The sequence below is a fragment of the Novosphingobium aquimarinum genome (genome assembly GCF_009746585.1).
GTDB classification, from domain to species: domain Bacteria; phylum Pseudomonadota; class Alphaproteobacteria; order Sphingomonadales; family Sphingomonadaceae; genus Novosphingobium; species Novosphingobium aquimarinum.
This window is the reverse complement of the sequence record NZ_WRPO01000008.1, coordinates 1-18,229: the sequence shown is the minus strand read 5'-3', so window position 1 is coordinate 18,229 and position 18,229 is coordinate 1. Positions and strand designations below refer to the sequence as shown.

Here is an 18,229-nt window from a genome sequence, read left to right as displayed (position 1 = left end):
GGTGGCGGCCAGCCACAAGTCCACATCGCCGGGCCGACCGGACTCGCGAGGAAAGCGCGCGAAATCGTGTGGGTTGCCCTCACCGACCGATCGGAAGATCGTTGCTCGCAGGCGCACTATAAAAAATCGATCGGCTTAATCCACGTTAATACGGGCAATTACGTTGTTCGGATGCAGAGGGCATTCTGGCGCTTTTTTGCACTGCACCATGGAACGGAATCGCTTGCTGCGGCTTTAGGATTGCGACGACGTTTCCATCCAGAAAGAGCGCGGCTTATGCATCAGGACCCGGACCATGGCTCTGTGGCGACCGTCGCCGATATCCGGGATCATAGAAACCCGTCGCGTGACAAGCCGAAGCGGCGCTTGCGGATCGCGCTCGTCGGCAACTTCGCGCCCCGCAAATGCGGGATCGCCACTTTCACCAAAGACGTGTGCGAACAGCTGGCGGCGTTTCAGCCGCACATCGAAACGTGCGTTTTCGCGCTCGACGATCCTGCTGCGCCGATCGGCTATCCCGAGGGCGTCGAGACGATCGCGTTCGATGATCCCCAAGCTTACGAACGGGCCGCGACCAAGATCAACGACGAAGGATTCGACGCGGTCTGGCTCCAGCACGAATACGGCATCTTCGGCGGCGACGATGGCGAGATGGTGTGCGATTTCGTCGATCGGCTGGCCGCGCCGCTGATCCTTACGTGCCACACCGTGCTGCTGGACCCCAGCGCGCGTCAGGCTTCGATCCTCCAGCATCTGACCCAGCGATCCTCGCGCGTTATGGTGATGTCGGGCCAATCGCGTGATCTGCTCGCGGCCACGTACGGCGTGCGCCACGATATCCTCGCGGTCATCGAGCACGGCGCCCCTGATCGTCCGTTCGGCCGACACGAGGAATTCAAGCGCAGCCTGGGGCTTGCCGGGCGCAAGGTGATGATGACTTTCGGGTTGCTCGGTCCGGGAAAGGGCATCGAGCAGGCGATTGCCGCTCTGCCTGCGATCGCGGAGCGCCATCCCAATATCGTCTATCGCATCATCGGGGCAACGCACCCCAACCTCGTGGCACAGGAAGGCGAAGCCTATCGCGAGCGTTTGGCAGCCTTGGCCGAGGATCTGGGCGTCGCGGGCAATGTCGAGTGGTACGATCGTTTCCTCGATACGCCCGATCTGCTCGATCAGCTCGAAGCCTGTGACGTCTACATCACGCCGTACCCCAATCTGCAGCAGTCCACCTCGGGCACGCTGAGCTATGCCGTGGCCTTGGGCAAGGCAGTCGTTTCCACTCCATACGTGCATGCCCGCGAGCTGTTGGCGGACGACGTCGGCGTGCTGATAAAGCCCGATTCGCCGGAGGCGATCAGCGATGCGGTGAACGCGCTGTTCGATGATCCCCACACGCTCGGCGCCACGCAGTTCCGGGCCTATGCGCGCGGTCGCCGCACCGTGTGGCCCTGTTTCGCCGATGCCGCGGCGCGGCTGGTCGAAGGGGCGGTCGCGCCCGAAGCCTGCCAGGCGCCTGTCGCCGCGACGCCATCGCTGGCCGCCGTGCAGGCGATGAGCGACGGCACCGGCATGCTCCAGCACGCCATCGGCGTGATCCCCGATCGGCGCCACGGCTATTGCCTTGACGACAATGCGCGCGCGCTGATGCTGCTGAACGTCGCGTCGGGCATCGATGCCGGCGAACGCATGCGGTTGTCGCATACTTATGCCGCTTTCGTGCAGGACGCCTGGAACCCGGGGTGCGGCCGTTTCCGCAACTTCATGCGGTTCGATCGGTCCTGGTGCGAGGAAGCAGGCTCGGAAGATTCGAACGGCCGCGCGGTCTGGGCGCTGGGGCGCACTTGTCGCGATGCGACCGATCCGGGGCTCGCCGACTGGGCCAAGGCGCTGTACCGCGAGGTCCTGCAACCCATCGCGCAGCTCGAATCTCCGCGTGCCCTGGCCTTCGTGATGCTGGGCGCGAGCGCTTTTCTCGATGTCGATCCCGAGCATCAGGCCTCGCGCGAGGTGCTGGCGCGGGGGGGCGATCTGCTCGAACGATTGCTGGGTGGCGGCCGCCGGCCGGATTGGAGCTGGTTCGAAACCGTGCTCGGCTACGACAATCCGCGCTTGTGCCAGGCGATGATCGAGGCGGGGCGGATCCTCAACAATAGCGGCTGGATCGCTTCCGGGTGCGAGACGCTCGCATGGATCTGCGCGCAGCAGCGTTCGGCCAAGGGTCTGTTCCGCCCGGTCGGTTCGGAAAGCTTCGGCAAGCCGCATGGTCTTCTGCCGTTCGATCAGCAACCGCTCGAGGCGCAAGCGGCGATCGAGGCTGCGGCCTCGGCAGCGCGCGCGTCCGCGGATCGGGATCGGTGGTTCGAACAAGCGCTTGCCGCATGGCGCTGGTTCTTCGGCGCCAACGATCGCGGCGCCGTGCTCGCCGATATCGCGACCGGGCGTTGCCGTGACGGAATTACGCCGCGTGGAGCGAATACCAATTGCGGCGCGGAAAGCATTCTTGCATTCCATCTTTCGCACTATGCTATGGTCGCGCTGTCGGGGATCACCGACAGCACTCGCGAAGGACGAATGCTTGAACCGGCCCGAGAAACCCGAATTTGATGCGCTTCGGGTCTTTGACCTGAGACTTCACGCGGACCCCTCGCGGGTCGTTCTGAGACCATTTCACTTGGGGTGGCAGGCGAAGAACGCGCCTGGCGGCCGGGCGATGAAGCTGGTCGACGATATTCGCGCGCTGGATGAAGGGCGGGCAGCGGCGGAATACGCGCGCGTGCTGCGCGACTTCAAGGAGCGTCACTGGCAGACGGAAACGATCTTTTCCGAGCGCTTTGACGAAGTCGCGGCCAATCTGGCGCTCGATCCGAGCGCGTTTTCCGAAACCCGCAAGCGGCTGATCGGCAGCTACTTCTGCCACGAATACACGTTCGCGGCGGCGGCACTGATGAACCCGTCGATCGTCCCGCATCCCGATCAGAGCGGCATGCAGGACGGCTGCCTGCGATTCGTGATGAGCTTGCGTGCGGTGGGTGAGGGGCACATTTCCTCGGTCGCCTTCCGCGAAGGCATTGCCGAGGCCGACGGGCAGTTCCAGCTGTGGCCGCAGGCAAGTTTCGCGACCTCGGTCGAGCTCGACGAAGAAGAGCAGTTCGATCACGACGGCACGGTGATGGTGCACCGCCACCCCGACTCGAGCCTTTCGAACACGGTCATCTTCCCGATCACCGAGCAGCAGCATAACGGCCTGGAAGATCTGCGGCTGGTGCGCTTCGACCATGGCGGCGGCGACTACGAATGGGTCGGTACGTACACTGCCTATTCGGGCCATTCGATCCGCTCGGAATTGTTGCGCACGCGCGATTTTCGCAGTTTCGCGCTCGAGCCCATCCGGGGGCGCGCCGGGCGCAACAAGGGCATGGCGCTGTTTCCCGAGAAGATCGGCGGGCGTTACGCGATGGTCGGCCGGCAGGACGGCAAGAACCTGTTCCTGCTGCAATCGGACGAACTCGATCACTGGGACGATGAGGGCGTTCTCCTGATGGAGCCCAAGTACCCCTGGGAATTCATTCAGATCGGCAATTGCGGCTCACCCATCCTGACCGACGCCGGGTGGCTGCTCTTCACGCATGGTGTCGGTGCGATGCGCAAGTACGCACTGGGCTGCGCGCTGCTCGATCGCGACGATCCGTCGAAAGTTCTGGCGCGTTCGCCCGAGCCGGTGCTGACGGCGGAAAACGCCGATCGTTCGGGCTACGTGCCCAACGTCGTCTACACCTGCGGCGCCCTGAAAGTGGGTGAGCGCTTGCTGATCCCCTACGGCATCTCGGACAGCGCGGTCGGCTTCGCGACCTGCGAGATCGAGGATCTCCTTGGGCTGCTGGAATAAAGGCATCTGGTTTGGTCCGGGCATCCGTCCGCACCATGGTAGCTGCCGCGGGCAACCCGACGACTCAGGTTGCCGATTACATGGATTTTTAGCCGGTGGGATACACCGTCACGAAAGTGACGAGCGGTGCGTTACGCTCAGTCTTCCTGCGCGATCGTGACCTTGAGGCCGTCCAGCTCGCCCGTGATCGGAATCTGGCAGGACAGGCGCGAATTCTCGTCGCGGTGATCGGAGCTGTCGAGCAGGTCGTTCTCGTCTTCGCTCATCTCGGGCAGCTTGTCCTTGAACGAAGGATCGACGTGGACGTGGCACGTCGCGCAGCTGCAGCAGCCGCCACACAGCGCCAGCAGTTCATCGAAACCATTATCGCGGATCACTTCCATGAGTGTCCGGCCCTCGGGCGCCTCGACGCTCGATTCTTCTCCGGACTGATTGATGACGGTGATCTGCGGCATTCGGCTCAACTCCCAAGACACACGGTGTATCGGCGCGCGTCGCCGGCTGCTAATGGCTGCCGGCGGCTTTGGCAAGACGCACGCAAACGGGAGGACGATACGGGATGGGGCTGAGCGCTGCGGCATTGCGCGAGGGGCTGGACACGATCGCCGCGCGCGAGCCGCGCATGGCGCAGGCGCTGCAGATCGCCGGCTACCCCGAACCGCGCATCCGCCCGACGGGCCACGCGACCTTGCTGCGCACGATCGTGGGCCAGCAAGTCAGCGTGGCCTCGGCGTCCTCAGTCTGGGCAAAGCTCGAGGCGCTGCTGGGCGACACGATTCCGCCCGAAGACCTGCTTGCAGCCGAATTCGATGCGCTGCGCGCTTGTGGCCTGTCACGCCAGAAGCAGGGATATGCGCGATCGCTGTGCGAACTGCTCGTGGCCGGTACGCTCGACCTGCAAAAGCTGCCGGCGGACGACGAGGAAGCCATCGCGCAGCTGGTGCAGATCAAGGGAATCGGCCGCTGGTCCGCCGAAATCTACTTGCTGTTCGCCGAAGGCCGGCCAGACATCTGGCCCGCGGGCGATCTTGCGGTCCAGTCCGGCCTCCACAAGATCCTCGGGCTGGAGGAAAGACCCTCGGAAAAGGCCACGCGCGATCTGGCGGAAGGATGGCGCCCGCATCGCGGCGCGGCGGCGATCTTCACCTGGCACTGCTACAACAACCCGGCGCTGTAGCCGGGCTCCCGGATCCGGTCAGCGCAGCTTCGCGACGGCCGCTTTTCCCGCGGGGCTGAGAAACCGCGCCAGCTTCGCGAACGGCACTTCGGCATCGTCCACGCAAGCCTGTGCGACATGGGGCAGCGAGGGCGAGAACAGCAGGCCCTTGTCGGAGAGCCCCAGCGTCCAGTAGTCGGCCCTCGCCACGACATCGCGGCATTCCTCGTCCGCGCTCGTTGCCTGCGCCAGCGCGAACTGGCGCATTGTCGGAGTAAGCTGGACGAGGCTCGCGCCGTCGTCGCTTCGCTCTTCCACCGCGGTGTCATTCAGCCAGGTCTCGAGGTCGATCGGCTCCCCCGTGGCGCGATCCCAGATCAGCCAGTCGTGAAACGCGAAGGGATGCGCGCCGCCGCAAAAGCCGGCTTGCTGACGCGTCGCGACAAGGACAGCCTGATTGGCGAGGCTTGGTTCCAGCACGTACGAATAGTCGCCGTCGAGGCCGAGGCTGCCCAGTGCCTGCTGCACGCAGCCACGCCAGTCGAGCGGATCCTCGCGCCGGGCAGGATCGATCCGGAGCGCGGCATTGATCGCCGCGTCGCCGGGTTGCGAGGCGGGATAGGCGAAGCTCACCAGATCGACATTGTCGAAGCTCGCGCCGACATCCCAGGTCGTCCGGGTGTAGTCGAAATCCTTCAGGCGTGCCGCCTGCGACGTCATCTTGGCTTGCGTAATCCGTGGCGCGGTGAACGCGTCGGACTCACAGGGATTGTCGTATTCGGACTGCCAGGGCACCGGCTTGAGCGCGATCGGCAAGCGGCGTTTGCCGTCCTGCCACTGACCGGAGAGTCCTCGCGCGTCAGGGGCGATCGACCAAGTTCCCGTAATCTCTCCGGTTTCGCGTTCGGTCCAACGGCCGTCGTCTCCGCGCGTCAGCTGGATCGGGCGCTTGCGGCTGAGGTAGTAATAGGCCCCGACCTGGAAGCCGCTGTCCGAACCCTTCAGACACGCGCGAACCGGCAGGGTGCCGATCGTCCCTTCCCATACGCCCTGCCACACGGGCGCCGGCGCTTCGGCGGTGGCTGCGGTGGGACACGCAACGGCCAGCGCCAGCAGCATAACGGCAGCGCGGTTCACAGCTGGGCTTCGATCCACTTCGCCATGTCCGCGTCGCGCTGGGAGACACCGTCCGCGTCATGCGTGGTCAGCGTGATCTCGAGCCGGTTGTAGACGTTGAACCACTCGGGGTGATGATCGACTTTCTCCGCGTGGATGGCGATCTTGGTCATGAAACCGAACGCTTCGACGAAATCGGCGAACTTCAGATTGCGTGTGATCGCAAGCTTATCGGCACGCAGGCGCCATTCGGGCAGTTCGGCGAGCAGGGTGTCGATCTCATCCTTGGCGAGGCGGGCAATGGCCATTTGCAGTCTCCTTGGCAGCCGGCCCGCTTTCAACTATCGCCGCCAACCATGCAAGCCGGCACGCAAGCGGCGCGGATCGACGCGAAGGGTCTCGCCTGCCGGCGCGGCGATCGGTTGCTGTTCGCAGGGCTTTCGCTGGCGCTCGGGCCAGGCGAGGCCGTGCAGCTGATGGGTGCGAACGGCATCGGCAAGTCCAGTCTGATCCGCATTCTTGCCGGTCTCATGCGACCCTACGCGGGGGACGTTTCGCGCATCGGCCAGGTCGGTCTGGTCGACGAAAGACCGGCGCTCGATCCGCAGTTGCCGCTAGGCCGAGCGCTTCAATTCTGGCGAGGAATCGATGGCGCGGCGGACGTGGAGCAACGGCCGTCGCTTGCCCTGCTGGAGCTCGATGGGCTGACGGACGTTCCGGTCCGCTATTTGTCGACCGGCCAGCGCAAACGCGCGGCGCTGGCTCGGCTGCTGGGGCAGGGCGCACCGATCTGGTTGCTCGACGAGCCGCTGAACGGGCTGGACACGGGCGCGATCACGCTGGTCGAGGGTCTCGTCGCGAACCACTGTCGCGGGGGCGGGGTCGTGGTGATCGCCTCGCACCAGCCGTTCGCGCTCGCGGGGCTGACCCGGATCGCCATGGCGGACTACGCCGCGTGAAACTGCTGACCGGCCTGCTGCGCCGCGATCTGGCGCAGATGCTGTTCGGCGCGCGGCGGGGCGGGGCGGTGCTGCCGATCCTGTTCTTCCTTTCGGTCGCGATGCTTTACCCGTTCGCGATCGGTCCCGATGCCCCGTTGCTGGCGCGGACCGGCGGCGGCGTGATCTGGGTCGCGGCGCTGCTCGCGGCGATCCTGCCGCTCGACCGGCTGGTGGAGCCCGACATCGAGCTGGGCATGTTCGATCAGTGGGCGTTGCGCGGCATCTCCGAGGAATGGGTCATCGCGCTGCGCGTTCTCGCGCATTGGCTGAGTTTCGGCCCACCGCTGATGCTGGCAGCAGTGCCGGCCTCAGCGCTGCTGGGTCTCAGCAGCGAAGCCTTGCGTATCGTGGAGCTTGGCCTGCTCGCGGGCACACCCGGTCTCGCCGCGCTCGGCGTCACCGTGGCAGCGATTACTGCCGGCCTGCGCGGCGGTGCGGCGCTTTCGGGGCTGCTGGTGATCCCGCTCGCAGTGCCGCTGCTGATCTTCGGCGCGGGGAGCCTCTCGACCGGCGGCGAGGGCGGCGTGGCGCTGACCGGCGCGGTCAGCTTGGTGCTGCTCGCCATCGCGCCGTTCGCCGGGGGAGCGGCGGTCCGGGCAGGGCGGGACTGAGCGGAAGGGCATTGCTCCAAGCACGCAAGGCGGGGCTTGGGCGAGCGGGGGTGCCGCTGATCTGCCGCGCCCTGTTTCTTCAGTCGTAAGGCGGCTTGTGCAGGCCCTTGGGGCTGAGCGTGAAGATCTCGCAGCCGTCTTCGGTGATGCCGATCGAGTGCTCGAACTGCGCCGAGAGCGACTTGTCGCGCGTGACGGCGGTCCAGCCGTCGGACAGCAGCTTTACCGCCGGCTTGCCCAGGTTGATCATCGGCTCGATGGTGAAGAACATGCCGGGGCGCAATTCGGGTCCGGTGCCCGCGCGGGCGGCGTGGATCACTTCGGGCGCGTCATGGAACAGGCGGCCGAGCCCGTGTCCGCAAAATTCGCGGACGACGCCGTAGCGGTTCTGTTCGGCATAGGCCTGGATCGCGGCGCCGATGTCGCCGATCCGCGCGCCGGGCCTGGCTTTCGAGATGCCGATCATCAGGCATTCGTGAGTCACGTCGACCAGCCGGCGCGCCTTCAGCGAGACGTCGCCGACGCAGTACATCCGGCTGCTGTCGCCATGCCAGCCGTCGAGCAGCGGCGTGACATCGATGTTGACGATGTCGCCGTCCTTGAGCGTCTTTTCGGACGGGATGCCGTGGCACACGACGTGGTTGATCGAGATGCAGCAGGAGTGAGCATAGCCGCGATAGCCGAGAGTCGCCGGCACGGCGCCGCCATCGAGGGTCATCTCGCGCACTTTGTCGTCGATCGCGGCGGTGGTGACGCCGGGCTGCACCATCGGCGCGATCTCGTCGAGGATCTCGGCAGCAAGGCGCCCGGCCTTGCGCATGGCTTCGAAGGCATCGGGCCCGTGCAGCTTGATCGTGCCGTCGCGCAGGACGGCTTCATCGTTGGCGACAATCGTCTGGTATTCAGTCATGCCGACTACATAGCAGCAATCCGTTGAAATTGCGAGGCGTTCGCTAGCCGCCGGTCGCAAATGCGCCGCGGTACTCGGGCTTCGCTGCGCGGACGACGGCAGGAGTGATCGGCAGCGTCACTTCGTAGCTGCCTTCGGCATAGGCACCCGCCGCATAAGGCGCGACCAGCACGCCCAGCCGATCAAAGCCCTTGCCGCTTTTCGAACCCAGGATCACGACGCTTTCCAGCGGATTGATGCACTCGTTGAACGTATCGCCGTTGTCGCGCTGGACCGGCTCGCCACGACGCTTCGCGCGCTCCCGATCGAGCGCATCGCAGAACGGCTTCTGGATCGCATCGCGCAGCGCGGCGGACGAGGCGAACAATTCGGTCGGCTCGCGCACTTTGCGCGCCGCCTTGTCCCACAGCAGCGTATCGAAATAGCTCATGCCATGCGCCCCGCCGGTATACTCGTAACTTTCGGCAGAGAGTGAGAGCCAGCCGGGAAGATCGGTCACGACTTTCCATTCGGTCTCGCTCGAATGCGGACGATAGGGGTAGCCGTCCTTTTCGGCATTGGCCTTGTCTTCTCGCGCGGACTTCTCGACTTCGCCGCGCTGCTTTTCGAGGCGGCCATCGAGCCATTCGCGCAAGTTGGAGTAACGCGCGGCCTTGGCGGGATAGCTGTATGCGAATTCGTAGACGCCGTTGTCGATCTTCTCATTGCGTGCTTTCGCATCGGGATCCGTCGCATCCGGCACCGCCGGCTCGCTTGGCAATTCCGCGGCGGCTGGCGAGCCATCTGCGGCGGCGGTCCGGGCGGCAGCGGGGGCCTCCTGATCCTGGCAGCCGACCAGCACCAGCAGCGCCGCCAGGGCATTCAGCGATTTCGCCATCGTTTTTCCTCTCGCATCGGGCATCGCCCCAAGGCTAGAGGGCAAGGCCATGACCGACAAGAACGCTTTCATTCAACCTGATCGCGGCCAGCAGGCCGTTGCCATCCATCTCGTCGACAAGGACGGGCTCGAGGCCTTTCTCAAATCGCGATCGGCAGTGCAGCGTGCGGCGCTGCAGGCGGCGAAGTTCGAGGCCGAGGGCTATTCCTACGCGATCATGCCGGATGGCGAGGGTTGGGCGGTCGCCGCCGGAGTGGCCGACACGGACTCGCTTTCGAGCTGGTGCCTCGCCAAGCTCGCCGAAGTCCTGCCGGCCGGAACCTATCGTCGCGAAGGTGGTGAGCCGGGGCCGGCGATGCTTGGCTGGATCACCGGGCAGTATCGGTTCGAGCGCTACAAATCCGATCCCTCCGATAGCGGTACGCGCGTGTTGCTGACGAAGGACGCAGGCGCAATTCCCGCCGTGACCGCGGAAGCCGAAGCGGTCGCGCTGGTGCGCGATCTCGTCAATACGCCGGCAGAAGACATGGGGCCGGCGCAGCTCGAAGCCGAGGTCGAACGGCTCGCCAAGACGTTCAAGGCGGACATCACGGTCACGCGCGGTGACATGCTCGAACGCGAATTTCCGATGGTGCACATGGTCGGGCGCGCAGCGGCGCGCAGCCACGCGCCGCGCATGATCGAGCTGGAATGGGGCGATCCCTCGCAGCCGCGCCTGGCGATCGTCGGCAAGGGGGTGTGTTTCGATTCGGGCGGGCTCGACGTGAAGCCGTCCTCCGGCATGGTGCTGATGAAGAAGGACATGGGCGGCGCTGCCCATGCGATCGCGCTCGCCCGGCTGGTGATGGAAGGCAATCTGCCGGTCCGGCTGCACTTGCTCGTTCCCGCGGTCGAGAACGCGATCGCCGGCAATGCCTTCCGCCCGGGCGACGTCCTGCGGTCGCGCGCGGGGGTGTCGGTCGAGATCGGCAACACCGATGCCGAAGGTCGCTTGATCCTCGCCGATGCGCTGACGCGTGCGGGTGAGCAAGAGCCGGCGCTGATACTCGACTTCGCAACTCTCACCGGCGCTGCGCGGGTCGCGCTGGGGCCCGATCTGCCGGCGCTGTTCGCGCGCGAGGATGCAACCGCCCAGGCCCTGCTCGATGCCGGCGAGGCGCGGGACGATGCCTGTTGGCGGCTGCCGCTGCACGGTGGCTACCGCGAGTACCTCAAGTCCGACATCGCCGACATCAACAATTCGCACACCAACGGCTATGCCGGATCGAGCGTCGCCGCCCTGTTTCTCGACAAGTTCGTGCCCAAGGGGATCGACTGGGTGCACTTCGATACTTTTGCCTGGAGGCCCGTCGCCAAGCCCGGCCGACCCAAGGGTGGCGAAGCGCTCGGCCTGCGTGCAAGCTGGCACATGCTGAAACAACGCTTTGGGTAAACTTGCGGAATGGCTGATCCACAGCTAAGCGCCCCGCTCTTTCGTTTTGGAGCGACAGGCCACTTGTCCGGCAACGATTCCTATCTGCGCGCGTACTCTGCCGGCGGCATGCTGTCGCTGAGCGGCCCTTCGCCTTGCGCGGGACGCGACAGCCTGCCCGTGCGCGGGGATCTCGCGCACATCCGCCTGGCGGGGCAATGCTTCGTGCCGCACTACGCGGTGCCGATGCCGCATAGTGCGCGGGCCGGCGCGGTCCTGCTGCGCGAGGAGCACGACGAGGCGGAAATCCTCGCGGTTCTTGCCCAGGGCGCGCGGTTCGACGTGCTCGACATCTCCGGCGACTGGGCCTGGGGACAAGCGGAGGCCGATGGGCTCGTCGGCTACGTCGCGCTGTCCGCACTGGAGCCGATCCTGTCATGAGCCGGCGGGTTTTCATCGATGGCGCGGCCGGAACCACGGGTCTCGAAATCGCCGATCGGCTCGCCGGGCGCGACGAGTTCGAGATGATCGTGCTCGAGGACGCGGCACGCAAGGATGCGGACGCGCGCGCCGAAGCGATCAACGACGCCGAATTCGTCATCCTGTGCTTGCCGGACGATGCGGCGCGGGAGGCCGTTTCGCTGATTCGCAACGACCGGGTCCGCGTCATCGATGCCAGTACCGCGCATCGCACCGCGGTCGGCTGGACTTACGGCTTCCCCGAGGTGACAGGCCGCAAGGCGGTCGCCGGAGCGCGGCGCGTCAGCAATCCCGGCTGCTATCCCACGGGCTTCATTGCTTTGCTGCAGCCGCTTGTCAGTTCGGGTCTGCTGCCATCCGACTGGGCCTATAGTTGTAACGCGACTTCGGGCTATTCGGGCGGCGGCAAGGCGATGATCGCGCGGTTCGAGGACGATGGCGACATCGCGTTTCGCGATTACGGTCTCGCGCTCGGTCACAAGCACGTGCCCGAAATGAAGATGCATACCGGACTGCGCTGGGATCCGGTCTTCGCGCCAGCCGTCGTGGCGGCGCATCGCGGCATGGTGGTCGAGGTGCCGCTGGCGCTTGAAGCGATGGCAACCGCGGCGAAACCCGAAGTGCTGCGCGAGGCGCTACGCCACGCCTATCTCGGCAGCGAGATCGTGCGCGTCGCCGACGACCAGCCGGACGAAGTGCTGCTGCGCCGTTCGATGGAACCGGTCGATACGCTGGATCTCTACGTCTTCGGTTCGCGTGATGGGCGGCAGGCGCGGCTGGTCGCGGTGCTCGACAATCTCGGCAAGGGCGCCAGTGGCGCGGCGGTCCAGAATCTCAATCTGATGGCCGGATTGCCGGAAACCGCGGGCCTGCGGCTCTGAGCCACTGCGTGCGCGGTGCTTATGCCTGCGCGCCAACCTGAACGGCGTCTGCAATCGCCATCCCGCACGCGTTCAGGTAACGCGCTCTATACATGAACGTGATGGAACGGCATGCCGATGGGCGCTGATGCTCTTACGCCGCCGCCGCTCCCTCGCGGAGTCCAGTCATGAATATCGTCAAGAAAGGCATCCTCGCCACCACGCTCGCCGCAACCGCACTCGTCCCGATGACGCCTGCCATGGCGCGCGACTACTACCGTGACCGCGGCGACAACACTGCGGCCATAGCGATCGGTGCAGGGGTGGTGGGACTGGCGCTCGGCGCGATCCTCTCATCGAGCAACAAGCGCGATCGTTACGATGATCGCTACTACGTGCGCGACGGTTGGTATTACAACGAAGGCCAGTACTACAATCGCGAAGGTCGGCGCTACTCGCGCGACGATTGGCAGCGTCGCTACGATCGCAACTGGCGCGGCCAGCGCGACGACCGCAACTGGCGGGATCAGCGGGATTGGCGCGATGGCCGTGGGGGCGATCGCTACGATTACGGCCGCGACCGCGATTACTATCAGCGCCGCGGATACTGATACGATGACCATCGGGCAGGTCCTCCTCCCTCGCCTGCCCGGCGACATCCGGCTTCCTGAGCGAAGCCGGATGTTTGCTCGTTTTGCGCTGTCGAGGGATTAACGCGTGGTTCAGACCCCATCTGTTCGGATGGGGCATCACACACTGGATGAAAAAAATGCCCGCCGCGATCGCCGGACGGCCCGGGTCGGAAGGGAAGACGAAAATGTTCAAAGCGCTCAAAAACCTTGGTCTGGCTGCAGGTCTCTTCGCGATGGCCGCCGGAACCGCGACGACCGCCGAAGCGCGCGACCGCTGGCACGACCGCGGCGGCAATGATGCTGCGATCGCCATCGGTGCCGGTATCGTCGGCCTCGCGATCGGCGCCGCCATCGCCGATCGCGGTGACCGTCGCTATTACGACCGGCGCTACTACGATCGCCGCCGCTACGTGAACGTGCGCGGCTATCCCGGCCATTACTATTACTACGATGGGTTCCCGAACCGCTATTATCGCGATCGGTACTACAGTCGCTATTACGCGCCTTATTACCGCGATCGCTATCGCAATCGCTGGGACCGCGGATATGGCCGCGTCGACCGGATCTATCGCGGCGACCGGTATTACGACCGGCGCGACCGTCGCTATGACCGACGCTATGATCGTCGCGATTACAATCGTCGGTATCGCGATGACTACCGGCGCGACTGGCGGCATTGATCGTCTGATTGTCAGCCGACCCCGGCGGGGCCGATACGGCCTCGCCAAGCGGGTCGGGCGCGGCTATCTGCCGCGTCAACATGCAAACGTCCGATCTTCGCATCGCCCTGTTTTCGGGCAACTACAATTACGTACGTGACGGGGCCAACCAGGCCCTGAACCGGCTCGTCGGCTTCCTCCTGCGCCAAGGCGCGGCGGTGCGGGTCTATTCACCCACAGTCGACGAACCCGCTTTCCCCCCGACCGGCGATCTGGTGAGCGTGACGTCGCTGCCGATCCCCTCGCGCAGCGAATACCGGTTTCCGCTGCTGATCTCGCCCAAGGTCCGTGCCGATCTCAAGGCGTTCGCGCCGAATATCGTGCATCTTTCCTCGCCCGATCCGGTCGCGCACCAGGCGCTGACCTGGGCGCGCAAGCGCTCTCTTCCGGTCGTCGCCTCGGTGCACACGCGCTTCGAGACGTATCTGCGCTACTACAACATGTCCTGGGGCGAGCCGGTGATGGAAGCCATGCTGCGCCGCTTCTACCGCCGCTGCGACGCGCTGGTCGCACCGTCGGAATCCATGGCGCAAGTGCTGCGCGAGCAGCGGATGAACTTCGACATCTCGATCTGGTCGCGCGGCGTCGATCGCGAAGTGTTCAACCCCGGCCGTCGCGATTCTGCCTGGCGCCAATCGCTCGGCATTGCCGACGACGAGATCGTGATCGGCTTCCTGGGGCGCCTGGTGATGGAAAAAGGGCTCGATGTCTTTTCCGACGCCATCGACGATCTGCGTCGCCGTGGAGTGGCGCATCGCGTCATGGTCATCGGTGAGGGACCGGCGCGCGAGTGGTTCGAGGAACGCCTGCCCGATGCGGTCTTCGTCGGCTTCCAGCAGGGCTCCGATCTCGGCCGCGCGGTCGCGTCGATGGACGTGCTGTTCAACCCGTCCGTCACCGAAACCTTCGGCAATGTCACGCTCGAGGCAATGGCTTGCGCCTTGCCCGTGGTGGCAGCTGCCGCGACCGGCAGCGAGAGCCTGGTCGGCGATCACATTTCCGGACGGCTCGTCCGACCCGGCGCGGTCCATCAGTTCGCCGAGGCGCTGCGTGCCTATATCGAGGACCCCGCGCTGCGCGCGCGCCACGGTGCGGCAGGCGAAGCGCGGGCCAGCGATTTCGGCTGGGACCGGATCAACCAGGCCGTGGCGGACACTTATCTGCGACTGGTGCGTCGCCAGCGTCAGCACTGAGCACGGTTCGAGGGCTGGCTGCCGCCCTTAGGTCAGCACGCGGGCCGCGCGCATCCGCGCCGCGTAGACCAGCAGCAGCACTGCCACGACCCAGATGATGATCTGCATCATCGTGAAGAGACCGCCCGTCATGCTTTCGGGCGTGTCGAGCGTCCACTGGTAGGCCGAACTTGCCGCCAGCCCGAGCAAGGAGACCGCAAAGGCGTGGAAAGCGAAGCGCGACCGCAGCAGCAAGAGGATCGAGCCGGCGAGCGCGCCCCACACGCCAAGCGCCCAGGCGGCGGTGACCCAAATCGGAAAGGTATCGATCACCATCATCATCTCGGTCGGAAACTGGGCGAGGTAATCCGGATCGCGCAAGTTGGTCATCGTATAGTCGTAGCCGCCGTACGCGTTCCACAGCAGGCTGACGATGCCCACCAGCCACAAGTGCCATGGCGTCGGCCGGGGTCCGGAAAGGATGGTACCGTTCATTGTCGTTCGCTTCGCAGCCTCTTTTCCCTTAACAAATGTTAGGGGTTCGTGCGGATCGGTGCAATCGCCCATTGCAATCGCTATCTGCCCCTCATGGCCGACCTCTTTGCCGACGATATGCCGCCCGATCCGCCCGCCGCCGAGACGCGCGAGGACGCGCCACTGGCCGATCGCTTGCGCCCGACCACGCTCGCCGAGGTCGTCGGGCAGGAGCATGTCACGGGCCCGGAGGGCGCGATCGGTCGCATGGTCGCGGCGGGCAAACTCTCCTCGCTGATCCTGTGGGGCCCGCCGGGCACCGGGAAGACCAGCATCGCGCGTCTGCTCGCCGATGCGGTCGGCATGCGCTTCTCAGCGGTCAGCGCGGTGTTCTCCGGCGTCGCCGATCTGAAGAAGGTGTTCGCCGAAGCCGAAGTGGCCGCGAAGGCCGGGCGCCGCACGCTGCTGTTCGTGGACGAGATCCACCGCTTCAACCGCGCCCAGCAGGACGGCTTCCTGCCGTTCGTCGAGCGCGGGACGGTCACGCTCGTCGGTGCGACCACCGAAAATCCCAGCTTCGCCCTCAATGCCGCGCTGCTCAGTCGCGCGCAGGTTCTGGTGCTGCACCGTCTGGGGCCGGAGGCGCTGGAGCATCTGCTCGCGCGTGGCGAGACGCTGGAAGGACCGCTGCCGCTGACGAGCGAGGCGCGCGAAGCGCTGATTGCGTCTGCCGATGGCGATGGGCGGTTCCTGCTGAACCAGGCCGAGACGCTCTACGCTGCGAAGCTCGAAGCATCGCTCGGTCCCGTCGAGCTCGGGGCCTTCCTGCAGCGCCGCGTCGCCGTCTACGACAAGGATCGCGACGGGCACTACAACCTGATTTCCGCGCTTCACAAATCGCTGCGCGGCTCGGACCCGCAGGCGGCGCTCTATTACATGGCTCGCATGCTCACCGCCGGCGAGGAGCCGCTCTACGTGCTGCGCCGGCTGGTGCGGTTCGCCAGCGAGGACATCGGGCTCGCCGATCCGCAAGCGCTGGTCCAATGCCTCGCGGCCAAGGACGCCTACGATTTCCTCGGCTCGCCCGAGGGCGAACTCGCGATCGTGCAGGCCTGCCTCTACTGCGCCACCGCGCCCAAATCGAACGCCGCCTATACCGCGCAGAAAGCCGCCTGGAAAAGCGCCAAGGAAACCGGATCGCTGGCGCCCCCCGCGAACATCCTCAATGCCCCGACCAAGCTGATGAAGGACATCGGCTACGGCGCCGGCTACGCTTATGATCACAACACCGACGACGGCTTTTCGGGCGCCAACTACTGGCCCGAAGGCATGGCACCGCAGGACTACTACGCCCCCGTCGAGCGCGGTTTCGAACGCGAGATCGCCAAGCGTATGGACTGGTGGGCGAAGAAGCGCGCCGAGCGACGGAGCGAGGACGGTTGACGCACCGCTTCGCGCAGTTCGTCGCGATCGATTGGTCGGGTGCGCAAGGCGAGCGGCAAAAGGGCATCGCGGTCGCTTCTGCTGCAGCCGAGGGCGGGCCGCCGATCCTGATGGACCGTATCTGGAGCCGCGCCGACGTGCTCGCGCTGCTGCGCGACAGGTTGGCACCCGATACGCTGGTCGGGCTCGATCTGGGCATTTCGCTGCCGTTCGCCGATGCCGGCGCGTTCTTTCCCGGCTGGGACGGCAGTCCGGCCGATGCGCGCTCGCTCTGGGCCCTGATCGACCGGATCTGCGAAAGCGATCCGCATCTTGCTGCCGCGAGTGTCGTCGATCATTCCGAACTTGCCGCCTACTTCCGCCGGCATGGCGGACGGGAAGGGGCTCGCTTCCACCTGCCGGGGGCGGCCCACCGGCGCGGTCGCTTTCGTGTCACCGAACAAGCGCAGGAGCGGCTGGGCTGCAAACCCTATTCAAACTTCAATCTCGTCGGCGCGGCGCAAGTCGGCAAGTCGAGCCTGACGGGGATGCGCGTGCTGCATCGGCTCGGGCGCGCGGTGCCGGTCTGGCCGATAGACGGCATCGCGCTGCCCGCTTCGGGATCGGTCGTGGTCGAGATCTACACGGCGATCGCCTCGGTCGAAGCGAAGCGCCGCGCCGGCCGCAGCAAGATCCGAGACGGCGCCGACCTCGACGCCGCGCTGCAGGCCCTGGGCTCGCCGCCCACCGGCCGTGAAGGTCCGATCACCGATCACGCCGCCGACGCCCTCCTGACCGCCGCCTGGCTGCGCGCCAATGCCGGGAACCAGGCCTTGTGGCACCCGCCGGAGCTCACGCCCGAGATCGCGCGAACCGAAGGCTGGACCTTCGGCGCCCGATAACGCGCGGCGCCCTCAGGCAGCGCCATCCGACCACGAAATCCACTGGACCTGCGCCCCCGCCCCTTGGTAAGGGCCGATCGCATCCGAAGGGCCGGCTTAGCTCAGTTGGTAGAGCACCTGATTTGTAATCAGGGGGCCACGGGTTCGAATCCTGTAGCCGGCACCATATCAACCTTCAGACACTCTGCGCTGCAAGCGCGTTCACCACGACCACGAGCCCAGGCGCAGACTTGCCGCTTGTCTACGGTCCGCGAAGCCACCCAACGGCAGCGATCGGCTCTTGCCACTTTTTTTGATGAAGAGGCTCCATGCCGCGCCTGCAGAACGAGGCAACCGGCTTCGACGCACTCGATTGGCATCGCGGGACCGATAAAATTCTTGCGCCGAAAGCGGTGAAGAACTATGAAGCGATAGTGAAACCTTTCATTGCAGTTTTGTTGCGATCTTCGAGCTTCACGAAGGGGGCCTCTAATGTCAGATCTGTAATTGCAGAGCTAGGCGGTGTTGATCCCTTGAGGGTTTCATGGATCTGTCCGCACTGGCCGGACCGGAGCCTGGTCGTGCTGTATCGGGTCTCACAGAGGCGAACGTTGCATTGAC

Annotated in this window: 19 protein-coding genes and 1 tRNA gene; 14 read left to right on the top strand and 6 right to left on the bottom strand. The window is 65.6% G+C overall.

What is annotated here, in order from left to right:
* Nucleotides 1-276: 276 nt before the first annotated feature.
* Together GQO94_RS10215 and GQO94_RS10210 are read left to right on the top strand one after the other, a co-directional pair.
* A complete protein-coding gene (locus tag GQO94_RS10215) occupies nucleotides 277-2,604 on the top strand; it encodes a glycosyltransferase family 4 protein (RefSeq protein ID WP_156841059.1) in 2,328 nt (775 codons plus the stop codon).
* Entirely contained in the window at nucleotides 2,576-3,886 is a 1,311-nt protein-coding gene (locus tag GQO94_RS10210; protein WP_156841058.1) for a glycoside hydrolase family 130 protein, read from the top strand. The genes GQO94_RS10215 and GQO94_RS10210 overlap by 29 nt, the downstream gene beginning before the upstream one ends.
* A gap of 137 nt (nucleotides 3,887-4,023) precedes the next feature.
* Here the strand turns inward: GQO94_RS10210 and GQO94_RS10205 are convergent, their stop codons facing one another.
* Nucleotides 4,024-4,341: a 2Fe-2S iron-sulfur cluster-binding protein gene (locus GQO94_RS10205; RefSeq protein WP_156841057.1), complete on the bottom strand. Its 318-nt coding sequence runs from the start codon at nucleotides 4,339-4,341 to the stop codon at nucleotides 4,024-4,026.
* 104 nt (nucleotides 4,342-4,445) lie between these two features.
* Here GQO94_RS10205 and GQO94_RS10200 point away from each other — a divergent pair, with 104 nt between their 5' ends.
* Nucleotides 4,446-5,063 (top strand): DNA-3-methyladenine glycosylase family protein, encoded by a 618-nt coding sequence (locus tag GQO94_RS10200; RefSeq protein ID WP_156841056.1) that lies wholly within the window; start codon nucleotides 4,446-4,448, stop codon nucleotides 5,061-5,063.
* 18 nt (nucleotides 5,064-5,081) lie between these two features.
* Here GQO94_RS10200 and GQO94_RS10195 read toward each other — a convergent pair whose 3' ends face one another.
* Both GQO94_RS10195 and GQO94_RS10190 read right to left on the bottom strand, forming a co-directional pair.
* Complete coding sequence (locus tag GQO94_RS10195; protein ID WP_156841055.1) at nucleotides 5,082-6,179, bottom strand: hypothetical protein; 1,098 nt, start codon at nucleotides 6,177-6,179, stop codon at nucleotides 5,082-5,084.
* Nucleotides 6,176-6,466 carry a 4a-hydroxytetrahydrobiopterin dehydratase gene (locus tag GQO94_RS10190; RefSeq protein WP_156841054.1) on the bottom strand — a complete coding sequence of 97 codons (291 nt, stop codon included), beginning with the start codon at nucleotides 6,464-6,466 and terminating at the stop codon, nucleotides 6,176-6,178. The genes GQO94_RS10195 and GQO94_RS10190 overlap by 4 nt, the downstream gene beginning before the upstream one ends.
* A gap of 48 nt (nucleotides 6,467-6,514) precedes the next feature.
* Here GQO94_RS10190 and ccmA point away from each other — a divergent pair, with 48 nt between their 5' ends.
* Complete coding sequence (gene ccmA / locus GQO94_RS10185; RefSeq protein WP_156841053.1) at nucleotides 6,515-7,117, top strand: heme ABC exporter ATP-binding protein CcmA; 603 nt, start codon at nucleotides 6,515-6,517, stop codon at nucleotides 7,115-7,117.
* Between the two features lie 2 nt (nucleotides 7,118-7,119).
* A complete protein-coding gene (locus GQO94_RS10180) occupies nucleotides 7,120-7,770 on the top strand; it encodes a heme exporter protein CcmB (protein WP_156841235.1) in 651 nt (216 codons plus the stop codon).
* A gap of 79 nt (nucleotides 7,771-7,849) precedes the next feature.
* On the opposite strand, the gene map is transcribed toward GQO94_RS10180, so the two are convergent.
* Entirely contained in the window at nucleotides 7,850-8,680 is an 831-nt protein-coding gene (gene map / locus GQO94_RS10175) for a type I methionyl aminopeptidase (RefSeq protein WP_156841052.1), read from the bottom strand.
* Between the two features lie 43 nt (nucleotides 8,681-8,723).
* Nucleotides 8,724-9,557: a DUF4163 domain-containing protein gene (locus GQO94_RS10170; RefSeq protein ID WP_156841051.1), complete on the bottom strand. Its 834-nt coding sequence runs from the start codon at nucleotides 9,555-9,557 to the stop codon at nucleotides 8,724-8,726.
* A gap of 49 nt (nucleotides 9,558-9,606) precedes the next feature.
* Between GQO94_RS10170 and GQO94_RS10165 the strand changes: the two genes are divergently transcribed.
* The 6 genes from GQO94_RS10165 (at nucleotide 9,607) to GQO94_RS10140 (ending at nucleotide 14,852) form a co-directional block, all read left to right on the top strand.
* The gene (locus GQO94_RS10165; protein ID WP_156841050.1) at nucleotides 9,607-10,989 is read left to right on the top strand and encodes a leucyl aminopeptidase family protein; all 1,383 of its coding nucleotides are present in this window, start codon (nucleotides 9,607-9,609) and stop codon (nucleotides 10,987-10,989) included.
* A gap of 63 nt (nucleotides 10,990-11,052) precedes the next feature.
* Nucleotides 11,053-11,409 carry an SH3 domain-containing protein gene (locus GQO94_RS10160; RefSeq protein WP_332310841.1) on the top strand — a complete coding sequence of 119 codons (357 nt, stop codon included), beginning with the start codon at nucleotides 11,053-11,055 and terminating at the stop codon, nucleotides 11,407-11,409.
* Complete coding sequence (argC, locus tag GQO94_RS10155; protein ID WP_156841049.1) at nucleotides 11,406-12,329, top strand: N-acetyl-gamma-glutamyl-phosphate reductase; 924 nt, start codon at nucleotides 11,406-11,408, stop codon at nucleotides 12,327-12,329. The genes GQO94_RS10160 and argC overlap by 4 nt, the downstream gene beginning before the upstream one ends.
* Before the next feature lie 167 nt (nucleotides 12,330-12,496).
* Nucleotides 12,497-12,919 carry a hypothetical protein gene (locus GQO94_RS10150; RefSeq protein WP_156841048.1) on the top strand — a complete coding sequence of 141 codons (423 nt, stop codon included), beginning with the start codon at nucleotides 12,497-12,499 and terminating at the stop codon, nucleotides 12,917-12,919.
* Nucleotides 12,920-13,125: 206 nt separating this feature from the next.
* Nucleotides 13,126-13,620 (top strand): hypothetical protein, encoded by a 495-nt coding sequence (locus GQO94_RS10145; protein ID WP_232332869.1) that lies wholly within the window; start codon nucleotides 13,126-13,128, stop codon nucleotides 13,618-13,620.
* 80 nt (nucleotides 13,621-13,700) lie between these two features.
* A complete protein-coding gene (locus GQO94_RS10140) occupies nucleotides 13,701-14,852 on the top strand; it encodes a glycosyltransferase family 4 protein (protein ID WP_156841229.1) in 1,152 nt (383 codons plus the stop codon).
* 27 nt (nucleotides 14,853-14,879) lie between these two features.
* Here GQO94_RS10140 and GQO94_RS10135 read toward each other — a convergent pair whose 3' ends face one another.
* Entirely contained in the window at nucleotides 14,880-15,326 is a 447-nt protein-coding gene (locus GQO94_RS10135) for a hypothetical protein (protein WP_156841047.1), read from the bottom strand.
* A 93-nt stretch (nucleotides 15,327-15,419) separates the two neighbouring features.
* Here GQO94_RS10135 and GQO94_RS10130 point away from each other — a divergent pair, with 93 nt between their 5' ends.
* The 3 genes from GQO94_RS10130 to GQO94_RS10120 all read left to right on the top strand — a co-directional run bounded on the left by GQO94_RS10130 (nucleotide 15,420) and on the right by GQO94_RS10120 (nucleotide 17,795).
* Nucleotides 15,420-16,748, top strand: coding sequence for a replication-associated recombination protein A (locus GQO94_RS10130; protein ID WP_156841046.1), 1,329 nt, complete (start codon nucleotides 15,420-15,422; stop codon nucleotides 16,746-16,748).
* Complete coding sequence (locus tag GQO94_RS10125; RefSeq protein ID WP_156841045.1) at nucleotides 16,745-17,629, top strand: hypothetical protein; 885 nt, start codon at nucleotides 16,745-16,747, stop codon at nucleotides 17,627-17,629. The genes GQO94_RS10130 and GQO94_RS10125 overlap by 4 nt, the downstream gene beginning before the upstream one ends.
* 90 nt (nucleotides 17,630-17,719) lie before the next feature.
* Nucleotides 17,720-17,795: transfer RNA gene (locus GQO94_RS10120), tRNA-Thr, on the top strand.
* Nucleotides 17,796-18,229: the final 434 nt, after the last annotated feature.